Origin of the sequence: Steroidobacter sp. (assembly GCF_016790065.1) — a bacterium.
Taxonomy (GTDB): Bacteria; Pseudomonadota; Gammaproteobacteria; order Steroidobacterales; family Steroidobacteraceae; genus Steroidobacter.
In genome coordinates this window covers 1-13,432 of the sequence record NZ_JAEUPY010000773.1, presented here as the reverse complement: position 1 = coordinate 13,432, position 13,432 = coordinate 1, and the positions used below count along the sequence as shown (strand labels likewise).

The window sequence follows — 13,432 nt, the reverse complement described above, 5'->3', positions numbered from 1 at the left end:
GACCGATGATCGTGACAGCCTGCGGCGTGTCGAGCAGTGTCTCACCGCGCTTCATCATGGTGACGGCGTCGATACGACGACCGTTGACGATGATCTCGGTCAACTCCGACGTGTCGACGCGCTTGGTGTCGCTCGACTCGGCACCGCTGCCCGTGTCGGCAGAAGCAATCCGAATCCACGAAGCACTGCCCTGCGCGTTGCCGACCGCTGCGTCCCGCGGACGAATCAACACGACGGCTTCCGGCGTGATTTCATAGACCAAATCGGTGCCGGACAGCAGTTGGCGCAACGCTTGTTCGGTGGTGAAGCTGCCGCTCAGCGCCGGGCTGGTTTTGCCGGCAACGAAGGCGGACTTATAAAAGAGGCGGTGATGCGAAGCGAGCGCCAGCTGTTGTAGCGCTGCGTGCAGATCCTGCGAAGGAATTTCCAGATCGTAGCTCGCAACGGTCTCGGCACCTGCGGCACCGGCAGCGAACGCGATCGGCGTGACAGTAACGGTGCAGGCGCTGACCAGTGCAGCCTGCAAGGCGCGGCGAAGAATATTCATCGGCAATCGGCTCCCCGTGTAGTAGTAGTTGAGAGAGTCCGAATCACTCCCTCATCTAGTAGTTACGAGCACGGAAGCATTTACCTCAGCAGCGCGTGCAAACAAATTTCAAATTACTTCGGGCTCAGCAAAATGGTGTTCGGGTCGGAGTAGTCGGCACTCACCGGCAGATACGACTGCACGGCTTGCGCGAACGCTCGCGTATCGCCCACCTCGAACACACCACTCACGCTGACCTGGGCCAGTCCGGCATCGTCGACCTGAACTTGCACCTTCGAATATCGATTGATACGCCGAACCGCAGACCCCAGCGGCTCGTCGTGGAAAATCACTCGGCCTTGGCGCCACGCCGTGGCCGCCGACAGATCGGCTTTGGGAATGACGGTGACAGCACCGGCATTGGAAACTTGCAACGCCTCGCCCGCACTGATCTCGAGCGGCTTGGGTGCAGCCATGCGCGGCAGCGGTGCATCCACGCCGGTGATGGCGACTCGCCCTTCCAACATCGCGACGTTGAACTCGTTATCGAGATACTCGACGGTGAACACCGTGCCGAGCGCTACCACAGCATGCTCGCCAGCAATCACTTTGAACGGCCGCGTGGCATCTTTGGCCACAGAGAACTGAGCCTGGCCTTCAGACATCTCGATGACGCGAGCGTCGCGAGAGAAGCGCACGCGAATTTTGGTCTTCGCATCCAGCGTGACTTTGGAATGATCTTCCAGCTCGATCACGCGTTGTTCGCCGATGCCGGTGCGATAGCTATCGGTCAGCGGCCCATAATCGGAGAACGTCCACACGCCGGCCACGACCAGCGCGGCTGCCAACGAAGCGGCCAGCGTCATCGGGCGGGACAAAGCAGCAGGTTGATACCAACGGCGTGCACGAGCGCGACGCGCCCGAGCCATGGCCTGCTCACGCAGGCCCATCAATTCCGGAGAGCCGGCGTGCTCGCCGACTGCGCGCCAGGCACGTTCGACTCGATCCCGAGCAGCACGTGCCGTCGACTCGTCATTGGTATCAGGCACTTGTGCGCCATCGAACGTAGCACCGCGCTCGCGCAGGAATCCCTGAGCCGCCAACTCCTCCGCATCCGCGGTCGAATCCGGCAGCACGCTACGGTCAGACGAACTCATGATCGTCGATCCGGCGGGCAAGGTGCGCTAGCGCCTTGCTCATATGTTTTTCCACTGCGCTCACAGACACCCCTAGCATCCCGGCGATCTCGGTGTATTTCAGATGTTCCAATCGATGCAGCACGAACACATCGCGCGTTCGCTCGCCCAACTCCAGGAGCGCCGCATGCACGCGATACAACTCCTCCTCACTCAGTAATACGCGGTCGAGGGTCGTCCCCTCAGTCACCGCGAGGGTGGAGTCATCGTCCCAATCGACTTCGGCGTTGCCTCGCACGGCATTGCGCCGCATGCGATCTCGCCACAAGTTGATAGCCGCGCGGAAGATGTAGTTCTTGGCCTGCTCGTCGGAGGTCCAGTGCGCATGCTGTAGGGCGCGCACGATGACTTCGTGGGCCAAGTCTTCGGCTTCCGCCAGGCTCTGACAGCGGCGCCGGAAGAAACGCACCAGCGCCGGACGCAGCTGCGTCACGGTGGAGGAGGAATTCAGCTCGGTTACGGCTTCGGAACTCATGCACCCTTCGCGTCAATCCGCCATTCCAGGGCGCAAATATGAGATCGCAGGCGTAGAGTGCCTGGGTCCGCCGGCCGGTTCAACCTCGCGACCCCTAAAGGAATTTTTTTTCGACAGGAAGTGAGGTAACCGCATGGTGGCGCGTATTAGGCCGCTTTGGGCTAGCGCCGGGCTGGCGGCTGTAGGCGCGGCGGCGCTACTCGCTTTTTGGGATCGGAGCCCGCCCAACCCGGCGCCAACTCAGGTCGAAACCGCCCCGGTGGCGGCCCCAATCCCGCAACCCGTTGCCGCTGCAACCGAGGCTGCCCCGCCGCCTCGCCCAATACTCACGGGAAACGCACCAAATCGGCCCATGCCGGTCACTCGGCCAGGGCTGGTTGAGATGCCCGACGGCGAGCAGATCGAGGTCATGTTGAAGCCCATGCCTCGCGGCACTCCGTTGGGAATCGAGCTCAGCGATCGACTCAAAGACGACTACGGCCCGCTTCGCGCCATGGCCGAGGCTGGCAATGCTGGCGCGGCCATGATGCTCTATGACGAACTGGAGCGGTGTCGCGAAGCATTCACCACCGAAGCGTCGCTCAATGAAGCGCTCACGCGCCTCAAGCGAGACCGCGTCCTCATCTATCGCTCAGCAAACAAGAAACCCCAGCCCATCGGCCAATCCAGCGATCCCGAGCAAGTGGCACAATCTTTCTTGATCAAGCCGGCGAAGCGCTGTGCCGGCACCACGGACGCGCAGATCGCCGAATCCCCGCAATGGCTGGAAAGAGCGGCCGAAGGCGGCGATATGCGAGCCCGACTCGCCTGGGGCCAAGCCAAGTTCGGTACGCCCGAGGCAGTGACCGATTTCACCCAGCTCTGGAACGAAGGCAATCTCTACGCCCTGCAGTCATTGCAGATGGCTTTGCTCAGGCTGCCGGACCCTGCAACCGACTACGCCTATATCTATGCTTACAATCTGATCGAACTGAAGCTGTATGAAGCCGCGGCCGCGACCGACCGTTCTCGAAGCTACAACTTTCAGCTGCAAGTGCTAGGTGAAAGATCAAACTATTTGCAAGGTTTTTTGAATCCTCAAGAAACCACGCGCGCCAACGAAATCGCCGCGTTCCTACTCAGAAATAATCCCAACTGCTGCGAGGGACCCTGGTAGCAAGCACTGCTTACTGCGTGCCCGCCTGCTTCGTCCCACGCAGCACCAGCGCATCTGGAAATGTTCTTGTGCCGGACAAGAACGGCGCCTCCGCCTGGCCCCGCAAATACTTGTCGAAAAACTCCAACACGAAACGATTGGTCCAATCCTGCGCCACCCGCGGGTGCATGTACTGCTCCTGCATGGGCGTGAACAGAATCCGATCCGAAAAGTGACCATGATGGGCACGATTCAACGTCACGTCGTACCAATCCGCCTCGGTCTTGGAAAAGAACTGCCACAGCAAGCTGTTCGCATACAGCAGCGTCTCGCGCTTGGCCGCGCTCTGGCCGGGCTTTAGATACATCACGTCCTCGGACTGATGAATCTGCATGACTGGCCGCTTGGTGCCAGTGCGATACACATCGGTGTACAGCCAGCCGTCCAGATTCACCGCCGCCTTGATGCGCGGCTCGTCGCGACTCGCTTGCAGCGACAACGCGCCACCCAGCGACCAGCCCATCGAACCGACACGATCGAAATCCAGATGCCGATAAAAACGATGGCCGGGCTTGGCATTCATGGCTTGCAACCGGTCGAGCACGTAGCTGATGTCCTTGACGTGCAGCGGCATCATGGTTGCGGAGCTGCGTTCCACTTCCAGCCGAAACGCATCGGCGTCGGTCATGGTCTGGCGCTCGGCTGCAGTCGGCTCGGGATCATTGGTGTCGAGCTTGTAAGTGGAGCCATCGGGAAAGCGAGCGATGCCGGTCAGCCCGGTGTGGCCGATGGCCACGACCACATAACCATGACTGGCCAGATACTCGGTTTGCGACGTACCGGTGAACGGCGGATGACCGCCACCGGGGTTGTAGATCACCACTGGAAATGGCGCATCCGCCGTCAGTAGCGGCGCATTCAACACCGACGTGGTTCGCGCGTTCTTCGCGAGCTTGAGCCACTTCTGTTTGTCCGTTGGGTACAGATCCGGATGCAGAATGTAAGGCGCCCGTGCCGCGTTCGGTTTGAACGTGGCCGGATACCAGAGCTGCACCATCAAGCGCCGCTTGTCGTTGGGATCGGTGGTGGTGGGCTCGTCGCGCTGCTCGTCGATCCAATACTCTTCGAACGTGCCGGTTTGATGCGGGCCTCGCGCATCGCCGGCGAAGATGTCCATGGACACCTGGTCAGCACTCTTCTCCAGAGCCTGCGCCAACACGCTGGTCTGGAGACACACTCCAAGCAATAGCGACGCGGTCTGTAGCGCGCGGCGAACATCCGTCATCTGCAATCGGCTCCCCTGGTCGTCATCCTTTAATACGAGCCGAGGAGAATTTTCCTCAGCCGCCACTCGCAAGAATCTTTACTCGTAACGACGATACGAATATTCTGATTCGGTGAGCACACCGCTTCGCAACTCCCGACTGACCGCCCGATCGCAAGCCTGGCTTGCGCTGGTGTTGGTCGCGATGTTTGCGAACGTAATTGCGTTCGTCACTCACGACCACTCGGCGCCCGCCCCCCAGAGTCACATCGTTGCGTGCGATTGGTGTGTGGCCCACGCCGGGTTTGCATCGCCACCGCAAGTCACGAACCCGTGCGACTTCGTGCAACGAGCGACGGACGAAGTCGTTCAGACCCGCACGGTCGCCATCTATTCCTCTCCGCTGCTCACCGCGCAGCCGCGCGGCCCTCCCTTCGCCTGATCTTCCGACAATTCGACCAATCGTCTGGGTCGTATCGCGACCTGTCGTTTTAAACCTGTCTCGCTGACGGGCTGCTGCTGTGTGCGCATTGTTTCATTGCGCGCCCTGGCCTGCGCTCGTCTGCGATTCGCGGAAATTTTCAGTGCTGGGGTACTTTTGTGAAATTTCGATCTCGCTATTGTTTGATGGCAACCACCGCGTTGCTGGCGTTCGACACGAATGCAGCTGAGCCGCAGGAACTGCGCGCCGATGGCGAGGAGAACGTTGAAGAAGTAGTGGTGACGGGGACCAACATGCGCGGACTGCCGCGCGAGTATATCGCTAGTCCAGTGTTCACCTATTCGGCGAAGGACATGGAAGAGTCAGGACTCGGCGCGCTGTCCGAATACATACAAATGCTGCCGCAGAACTTCATTGGCGATCTGAGCGAAGCGGCGACGACCGGCGTCGGCTTCGGCACGGGCCTGGGCGGCGCGGTTTCGCAGAATCAGTTCGATGGCTTCTCAGCATTCAGCCTGCGCGGCCTGGGATCTGACGCGACTCTTACGCTGCTCAATGGCCGCCGCTTGCCCAATGCTGGCATGACCGAAACGCCCACGGTGTCCTTCATCCCGGCCGCGCTCATCGAACGTCTGGAGATCGTCCCCGACGGTGCATCGGCAACGTACGGCGCTGATGCGGTCGGCGGCGTGGTGAACTTGGTAACGCGTCGTGATTTCGACGGCTTGGAGATGCGCGTGCGCGGCTCGACGGCAACCGAAGTCGACCGCGACGAATATCAAGTAAGCCTGGCCGCGGGCCATCGCTGGGATGGCGGCAATATCTATGGCTCGGCCGCCCTCCAGGATCGCGAGCCCTTGGTCGGCGATCCGGTCGAGGTGTACGGCGGCGATTACGAAATCACGGCTACGCCCGATGAATCCGTGGGCAGTTTTTTTGGCGGCGCCAGCCAGCAGTTCGGCGCGGCCAAACTATCCATCGACGGCGTTTATTTCCAAAGCAAGCGCAGCGCTTATCAACTGACCTTGCCCAACAATCGACGCACTTTTCTGACCGAATCCGACGGCTACTCGTTGTATAGCAATTTGCAATGGCAGGCCGGGCGCAGCACGCTGGTCGATGTGATGCTCGACTATCACGAAAACGAGACGAGCAACGAGACGCGCCGGCGCGGCATCTTGCAGACTGCGAGACATCACGACAATCGCTTGCTCTCCGCTGAAGCTCGCGCGCAGACCGAGCTGGGCGCGCTGCCGGGCGGCCTCATCCATGCCGTCGGCGGATTTCAATACCGACGCGACACTTTACGCACCGATGCACTGATCTTTTTCCAGCACGGCGGCGGCGAAGTGGAAGTGTCGTCGGCGTTTGCCGAAGCCTATTTCCCATTGATCGGCGCGGAGCAAGCCATACCGCTAGTGCGCTCTCTGGTTTGGTCGGCCGCGGCTCGCTATGACGACTTCGGTGCGCCGATGGGTTCGAAGGTCTCACCCAAGCTGGGTGTGCGCTGGGGCGTGAACACCGAACTCAGCGTGCGCGGCACCTACTCGCAATCCTTCCTGACTCCGCGACTGCGCGACCGAGTCGGTATCGCGGAACAGATTTCGTTCACAGCACAGCCCGATGCTTTTCTGAACCCCGCCGAGCAAGACCCTCGACTACCCGTCGGAACCTCGCTCACGATGTTTCGTGCCGGCTCCAATCCTGACTTGCAACCGCAGGACGCAAAGACATTCACCGTCGGCTTCGACTACGCGCCGAGCTGGATCGAAAATCTGGACCTTGGTCTGGGCTACTATCGCATCGAACTGACTGATCGCGTCGCCCGTCCTTTTCCTGACGATCTGTTGCTACTGTCGGGATTGCAAACGTTCACGTCTCGCGATCCCAGCGATAGTCAGCTCGCTGCGCTGTTGAACAACCCTGTGGTCAATCGGATCTTTGCCAGCGACGTGCCGTTCGTGAACGATGGCGAGCTGATCATCTTTCCGTCACTCGCCGCCGTTCCCGCAGAATTGATCTCGAGCGTTCGAGTCGTCGCCGACGCACGCACCCAGAACTACGCCTCGCAAAGAACCGACGGCATCGACCTGGATCTGTCCTATCGGCGAGCACTGCTCGGCGGCAATGCGTCGCTGCGCATTCGTGGACAATACATTCTGAGCTTGGAATCTCAGTCCGCCCCGGGAACGCCGGCCGTGTCACGCCTGGGCACCATTTATAACCCGACCGATCTGAGCTTGAACGCCACGCTCGGTTGGCAACGCGGTCCATTGTCGATCGGCTCGATGGTGTATCACAGCGGCGGCTTCACCGACACGCGCAACGGCCAGAACGATGCGCACATCGGTTCGTACACGACTGCGAGTCTCGCCGTCGGCTGGAGCTTCGCAGCCAATCATCGCTCTGCCTGGCTCGCAGATTCCTCGATCGCGCTGGTCGTCGCGAATGTGTTCGATCAGCAACCGCCACAGATCGCCGACGAAGTGCTGACGTACAGCCCGCTGAACTCGCCTGCGAATCCGCGCACCATCGCGCTCATTCTGAACAAGAGGATTTAACGATGCGTCACCTCGTTGCGCCACGGTCGCGTGTCGCAACGGGGCTGCCGATTACTTCAGCTTCCGCTCATCCAAGCCGAGACCGCGGCCGATGATTTCTTTCATGATCTCCGAGCTGCCCGCGAAGATTCGGGACACGCGGGCTTCGGTGTACATGCGGCTGATGCGATACTCATCCATGTAGCCAGCGCCGCCGTGCAGCTGCACGCACGCATCGACGACGCGACCTTCCACTTCGCTGGCGACCAGTTTTGCACCGGCTACTTCATCTGCCGTGAGCCGATCCGCGTTGTACTCGATCACGCATTGATCGACGAAGGTCTGTGCGGAATCGATCTCCGCTCGCAAGCCCGCCATCACGAAGCGACTGTTCTGGAACGTGCCGATCGGCCGACCGAACGCGCGCCGCCCTTGGACGTATTCCAACGTGATATCGAAAGCAGTCTGGGCCGCAGCCATGGAGTCGATGGCCGCGATCAGCCGTTCGCCGACTAGAAACTGTTGTAGATAGCCGAAACCTTTGCTGGCATCGCCGAGCACATTGCGCTTGGGTACGGCGACGTTGTCGAAGAACAGCTCAGACGTGTCCTGCGCCTTCAAGCCCATCTTGTGCAAACGATTGCCGCGCTTGAAGCCAGGCATGTCGGCCTCGACCACGAACAGGCCGATGCCATAGCGCTGATCAGGCACGGTGCGCGCGGCCACCACGATGAGGTCGGCCAGCTGACCGTTGGAGATGTAAGTCTTGGAGCCGTTCAGCAGCCAATGATCGCCTTGGTCCACAGCGGTGGCCTTCATGCCGGCCAGGTCGCTGCCCGACCCGGGCTCGGTCATGGCCACAGCGAGAATCGATTCGCCGCTGATGCATTTCGGCAGCCAGCGCTGCTTCTGTTCGTCGTCACCGAGCCCATCCAGATACGGCGCCACCAGCCCGGAGTGCAAATTGATATAGAACCCCGGCTCGCCATGCCGGATGTTTTCTTCGTAAACGATCTGCTCGTAACGAAAGTCTTCGACGCCGGCGCCACCGTAACGCTCGTCGGCCCACATCAGCAGGTAGCCTTGCTCGCCCGCCTTGGTGTACGCCCAACGGTCAACGTGACCTTGATCACGCCAGCGCGCGGCATGCGGCCCGATTTCATTCCGGAAAAAACGGCGGACCGTTTCGCGAAAGGCGTCGTGGTCCGCGTCGAAAATCAAACGTCGCATATCAGGCCGCGGCGGTCCGCGGAGCGGCCGTTTGATAGAAACTCTCGCCCTGCTCGGCCCGCGCACGCAGCCAGTCCGACGGCCCGAACCGAGGACCATACTTGGCGGCCATGCGTTCGGCTTGCGCCACGAACTTTTCCAGTCCGACGGTTTCGATCAGCGACAAAGGCCCGCCCGTCCAAGCCGGAAAGCCCCAACCGAGCAACGCACCGACATCGGCATCCGCCGGATGAGCCACGACGCCTTCTTCCATACAGCGCGCCGTTTCGAGGGACTGGATATACAACAGTCGATCCCGAATTTCGGCCACCTCCGGCTGCTTGCGAGCCGGCGGAAACGCGGCCGACAATCCCGACCACAAACGCTTCGGCGCCTCGGCCGGATACTCATAGAAGCCGCCGCCATGTCGTCGGCCCGGCCGCTTGATCTCGTACAACATGCGTCGCATAACGTCGTACGCACACGGGCGCACATAGTTGGCACCCAGCGCCGCTTCAGATTCCTGCACGATCTTCCACGGCAACTCAATGGTCACTTCATCGAGCAGTGCCAGCGGTCCAACCGGAAAGCCGGCCGCAATGGCCGCGTTCTCGATGCGTGCCGGTTCGATGCCTTCTTCCAGCATCCGCATGCCTTCGTGGATGAAGGTTTGGAATACGCGGCTCGTGTAGAACCCCCGCGAGTCGTTGACCACGATCGGCGTCATACGCAGCTGTGCCACGTAGTCGAGCGACTTGGCCAACGTCTCCTGACTGGTACGGCCGCCGATGATGACTTCGACCAACGGCATACGATCCACCGGCGAGAAGAAGTGCAATCCGATGAACTGCGCCGCACGTGTCGACGCTTCCGCCAGCTTGGTGATGGGCAACGTCGACGTGTTGCTGGCGAAGATCGCGGAGCTGCCGAGCACCGCTTCGGCGCGCTTGGTGACGTCTGCTTTGATGCCGACATCTTCAAACACGGCTTCGACCACCAGTTCGCAGCCAGCGAGTTCCTGATAATCCGTCGTAGCCTTGATGCGTGCCAAGATAGCGTCAGCCGCAGCCTGGGTTTGCTTACCGCGCTCCACCGACTTGGCCAACAACTTCACCGAGTACTGCTTGCCCTTCTCCGCTTGCTCCGCCGTGCTGTCGAGTAGCACGACGTCGATGCCAGCGAGCGCTGATACATACGCGATGCCCGAGCCCATCATGCCGGCGCCGAGCACTCCGACTCGAGTGACTTTCGACTTCGGCACGTCATTGGGACGGCGTGCGAGCTTGGTGGCCTCGCCGCGATTGACGAAGCTGGTACGAATCAAATTTCTGGCCACCGGATCGCACAGCAAGCGCGCAAAATGCTTCGACTCGACTTGCAACGCCTTGTCGAACGGCAACAGCAGGCCTTGAAACAAACAATCCAGAATGGCGATGGGCGCCGGGTAATTGCGACGCGTGCTGGCCGCGATCTGCGCCGGCCGCTCGCTCATCACTTTGACGATGGTGGGATTCAGCAAGCCATTGCTGCTGCGATAACCCTTAACGTCCCACACGCGCACCGCATTGGGCGACTTCAACAACCAAGCACGAGCCGCGCCCAGCAAGTCGGCCGCCGGCACCACCTGATCTACCATACCGAGCTGCAAGGCTTCGGCTGGAGGCACCTGACGCCCGTCGAGCAGCAACGCCGCCGCCTTCTCCACTCCGACCATGCGAGCCAACCGTTGCGTGCCGCCCGAACCGGGCAACAAACCCACAGTGACTTCAGGCAGCCCGACCACCGCTTTGGGATCATCGACGATCACACGATGATGACAGGCCAGCGCCAACTCATAGCCGCCGCCAAGCGCCAGCCCATTGATCGCCGCCACGAACGGCTTGCCGCAAGTCTCCAAGCGTCGATGCATTTGCACTGACGGCTTCTGACTGAACGCATACGCCTGCTTCAGCGTGAGCGCGCCGCCAGCGATGCCGAGAATGTATTTGAGATCCGCGCCCGCCATGAACGCCGGCTTGCCGGAGGTGATGATGGCGCCTTTGATGGCTGCGTCACTGGCGACGCGCTCGATGGCAGCAATCATGTCGTCGATGAACTGCGGCGACACCACGTTCATCGGCTTGTCCGGCGCATCCAGCGTGATCAGCGCGATGCCATCGGCATCTACATCCAGCTGTAACGTCTTCATCCTGTCAAACCCTTTCGATGACAGTGGCGGTGCCGAGACCATTGCCCGCGCACAGCGTGATCAACGCGGTATTCAAATCTCGCCGCTCCAACTCATCCAGCACGATGCCGAGAATGATGGCGCCGGTGGCGCCGAGCGGATGGCCCATCGCAATGGCACCGCCGTTGACGTTGACCTTTTGCGGATCCAGATCCAGCGCGCGCATGTAGCGCAACACCACCGCGGCGAACGCTTCGTTGATCTCGAACAGATCGATGTCCTTGAGCGACATGCCGCAACGCTTGAGCAGTTTGTGAGTCACTGCCGCCGGCGCCGTAAGCATGATGGTCGGCTCGCTACCGATGGACGTGAACGCCTTGATGCGCGCTCGCGGCTTCATCCCAGTGCGTTCGCCGAAGCCTTTGTTGCCGACCAGCACCACACCGGCACCATCGACGATGCCGCTGGAGTTGCCGCCGTGATGCACGTGCTGAACCGTTTCGATTTGCGGATAGCGCTGCATGGCCACCGCATTGAAGCCCATCTGCCCCAAGCCCACGAACGAAGGCTTGAGCTTGGCCAGGCCTTCGCGAGTAGTGTCCGGTCGCATGTGCTCGTCGTGATCGAGCAGCACTTCACCGATCAAATCGCGCACCGGAACGACGGCCTTCCGGAAACGTCCCTGCTGCCAGGCAACCGCTGCTCGTCGCTGACTTTCCACCGCATAGTCATCGACGTCGTCACGAGTGAAGCCGTCGAGAGTCGCAATGACGTCTGCGCCGATGCCTTGAGGTGCGAAGTAGTTGTGATAAGCAAACCAAGGGTCGGCTGACCAGGCGCCGCTGTCAGCGCCCATCACAGTGCGTGACATCGACTCCACGCCGCCGCCGATGGCCGCGTCCGCTGCGCCGGTCATCACTTGCGCAGCCGCTGCATTCACCGCTTCCAACGCCGAAGCGCAGAAGCGGTGAACCTGCTGACCGGCGACGGACTGTGCATAGTCCGCCGCCAACACTGCAGCTCGGCCGATGTTGCCGCCTTGCTCGCCGACTGGCTGCGCACAGCCGAGCACCACGTCGTCGATCAGTGCGGTATCGAGTTGATTGCGCTCGGCCAAAGCGCCGAGCACCTGAGCGGCCAGCTGTACTGAAGTGATCTCGTGCAGCGAACCGTCAGGCCGCCCCTTGCCGCGAGGCGTCCGTGCGTGATCGAAAATGTACGCGTCAGTCATGTTAGAAGTCGTAGCCGATGCGCAGACCGTAAGTGAGCGGCGCGCCAGTGAAGCGGTTGGCGCCGAGCGCACCCAAGGTCGAGCCCCAATAGGAATATTCTTCCTTGGTGAGGTTCTTGCCGAACAACGACACCTTCCATTTCCGATCCGCGGTTTCGAAATCGACGCTGGCATCGACCAGGGTGTAAGCCGGCCCGGAGACGGTGTTGGCGTCGTTGAAGAACTCCTTGTCGGTGTACGAAACACCGCCGCGCAACGACAGCGTACCGAGCGTATCTAGATCGAAGCTGTACGTGGCACTGCCGGAGAAGGTGTTCTCAGGCACGCGCACGAAGTCGAGATTCTTGTTGAAGCCCGTCACCGCCGAGTCGTAACTCGCATCGGTGTAACCGTAACCAGCCGTCAGCACCAAGTGATCGGTGACTTGCGCCACCACATCCAGCTCCAAGCCCTGGATGGTGGCGTCGGCGACGTTGAACGTCGACTGCACCACGCCGAACACCGGATCGACGCCCAACACCGTGCGTTGCAGATCCTTGTACTTGTTGACGTAGGCAGCGGCATTCAAACGCAACATGCCGTCCAACATATCGCCCTTGTAACCCAGCTCGAAAGCGTTGACCTCTTCAGCATCGAACGGCGCGAAGATGACGTTGCCGCGCAAGCTGTAACCACCGCTGCGGAAGCCGCGAGTGGCGCTGGCGTAAACCAGAGGATCCTCAGCCGGTTTGAAGCCAAGCACCACCTTGGGCGAGAAGTCGCTCCAAGTGTGTTTGTCGCCGGGGCCGTAAGTGAACGTACAGTCACCGAAGCCGTAGATCGTGTCATCGGCGCACAGAGCCACCGCCGAGGAGAACGGCACGCTCTTGGCTTCCTTGGTTTCTTCGGTGTAACGACCGCCGAGGGTCAACGTCCAACGATCGGCGAGCTTGATATCGACTTCGCCGAACGCGGCATACGATTTCTGATCCAGATTGGCGCGAGTCACCGTCAAAGTCGCGTGACGATTCAAATCGCGGCCTTCGGAGTGCGTGTAGTTCTGAGTGAAGTAATACAAGCCGCCGGTCACGTTGACCCGGCCGCCCCAATCGGAGGAATACAGCAGCTCCTGGCTGAACTGATCCTGTTCGAAAAAGATCGACTGATTGAAATAGCTGAACTGCGAACCGTCGAAGTCGGTGGTGTTGTCCACTTCCACGTCGCGATAGCCGGTGATCGAGGTGATCTTGCCGTTCAGCACTTCCCAA

Annotated in this window: 11 protein-coding genes; 3 read left to right on the top strand and 8 right to left on the bottom strand. The window is 60.8% G+C overall.

Annotated features, from left to right (window positions below):
* The 3 genes from JNL55_RS31325 to JNL55_RS31315 all read right to left on the bottom strand — a co-directional run.
* On the bottom strand, nt 1-547 hold a 547-nt coding region (locus JNL55_RS31325; RefSeq protein WP_293863860.1), incomplete at its 3' end, for an STN domain-containing protein.
* A 113-nt stretch (nt 548-660) separates the two neighbouring features.
* Nucleotides 661-1,683, bottom strand: a complete 1,023-nt coding sequence (locus JNL55_RS31320) for a FecR family protein (protein ID WP_293863856.1) — start codon at nt 1,681-1,683, stop codon at nt 661-663.
* Nucleotides 1,670-2,197, bottom strand: a complete 528-nt coding sequence (locus JNL55_RS31315) for an RNA polymerase sigma factor (protein ID WP_293863854.1) — start codon at nt 2,195-2,197, stop codon at nt 1,670-1,672. Before JNL55_RS31315 ends, JNL55_RS31320 begins: the two co-directional genes overlap by 14 nt.
* Nucleotides 2,198-2,549: 352 nt before the next feature.
* Between JNL55_RS31315 and JNL55_RS31310 the strand changes: the two genes are divergently transcribed.
* Complete coding sequence (locus JNL55_RS31310) at nt 2,550-3,353, top strand: hypothetical protein (protein WP_293863851.1); 804 nt, start codon at nt 2,550-2,552, stop codon at nt 3,351-3,353.
* Nucleotides 3,354-3,363: 10 nt separating this feature from the next.
* On the opposite strand, the gene JNL55_RS31305 is transcribed toward JNL55_RS31310, so the two are convergent.
* Nucleotides 3,364-4,617: an alpha/beta hydrolase family protein gene (locus JNL55_RS31305; RefSeq protein ID WP_293863848.1), complete on the bottom strand. Its 1,254-nt coding sequence runs from the start codon at nt 4,615-4,617 to the stop codon at nt 3,364-3,366.
* Between the two features lie 112 nt (nt 4,618-4,729).
* Between JNL55_RS31305 and JNL55_RS31300 the strand changes: the two genes are divergently transcribed.
* The gene (locus tag JNL55_RS31300; protein ID WP_293863845.1) at nt 4,730-5,038 is read left to right on the top strand and encodes a hypothetical protein; all 309 of its coding nucleotides are present in this window, start codon (nt 4,730-4,732) and stop codon (nt 5,036-5,038) included.
* A gap of 158 nt (nt 5,039-5,196) precedes the next feature.
* The gene (locus JNL55_RS31295) at nt 5,197-7,599 is read left to right on the top strand and encodes a TonB-dependent receptor plug domain-containing protein (protein WP_293863842.1); all 2,403 of its coding nucleotides are present in this window, start codon (nt 5,197-5,199) and stop codon (nt 7,597-7,599) included.
* A gap of 51 nt (nt 7,600-7,650) precedes the next feature.
* Here JNL55_RS31295 and JNL55_RS31290 read toward each other — a convergent pair whose 3' ends face one another.
* The 4 genes from JNL55_RS31290 to JNL55_RS31275 all read right to left on the bottom strand — a co-directional run.
* On the bottom strand, nt 7,651-8,808 hold the full coding sequence (locus tag JNL55_RS31290) for an acyl-CoA dehydrogenase family protein (protein ID WP_293863839.1): 1,158 nt from the start codon (nt 8,806-8,808) through the stop codon (nt 7,651-7,653).
* Between the two features lies 1 nt (nt 8,809).
* Complete coding sequence (locus JNL55_RS31285; RefSeq protein WP_293863836.1) at nt 8,810-10,975, bottom strand: 3-hydroxyacyl-CoA dehydrogenase NAD-binding domain-containing protein; 2,166 nt, start codon at nt 10,973-10,975, stop codon at nt 8,810-8,812.
* 4 nt (nt 10,976-10,979) lie between these two features.
* Nucleotides 10,980-12,185 (bottom strand): acetyl-CoA C-acetyltransferase, encoded by a 1,206-nt coding sequence (locus JNL55_RS31280; RefSeq protein ID WP_293863833.1) that lies wholly within the window; start codon nt 12,183-12,185, stop codon nt 10,980-10,982.
* 1 nt (nt 12,186) lies between these two features.
* The coding region (locus tag JNL55_RS31275; protein ID WP_293863830.1) for a TonB-dependent receptor at nt 12,187-13,432 on the bottom strand (1,246 nt) is incomplete at its 5' end.

Bases quoted from the DNA above. Each gene is read 5' to 3' on its own strand.
- JNL55_RS31320 (WP_293863856.1), bottom strand. From the start codon at position 1,683: ATGAGTTCGTCTGACCGTAGCGTGCTGCCGGATTCGACCGCGGATGCG.
- JNL55_RS31315 (WP_293863854.1), bottom strand. From the start codon at position 2,197: ATGAGTTCCGAAGCCGTAACCGAGCTGAATTCCTCCTCCACCGTGACG.
- JNL55_RS31310 (WP_293863851.1), top strand. From the start codon at position 2,550: ATGCCGGTCACTCGGCCAGGGCTGGTTGAGATGCCCGACGGCGAGCAG.
- JNL55_RS31305 (WP_293863848.1), bottom strand. From the start codon at position 4,617: ATGACGGATGTTCGCCGCGCGCTACAGACCGCGTCGCTATTGCTTGGA.
- JNL55_RS31290 (WP_293863839.1), bottom strand. From the start codon at position 8,808: ATGCGACGTTTGATTTTCGACGCGGACCACGACGCCTTTCGCGAAACG.
- JNL55_RS31285 (WP_293863836.1), bottom strand. From the start codon at position 10,975: ATGAAGACGTTACAGCTGGATGTAGATGCCGATGGCATCGCGCTGATC.
- JNL55_RS31280 (WP_293863833.1), bottom strand. From the start codon at position 12,185: ATGACTGACGCGTACATTTTCGATCACGCACGGACGCCTCGCGGCAAG.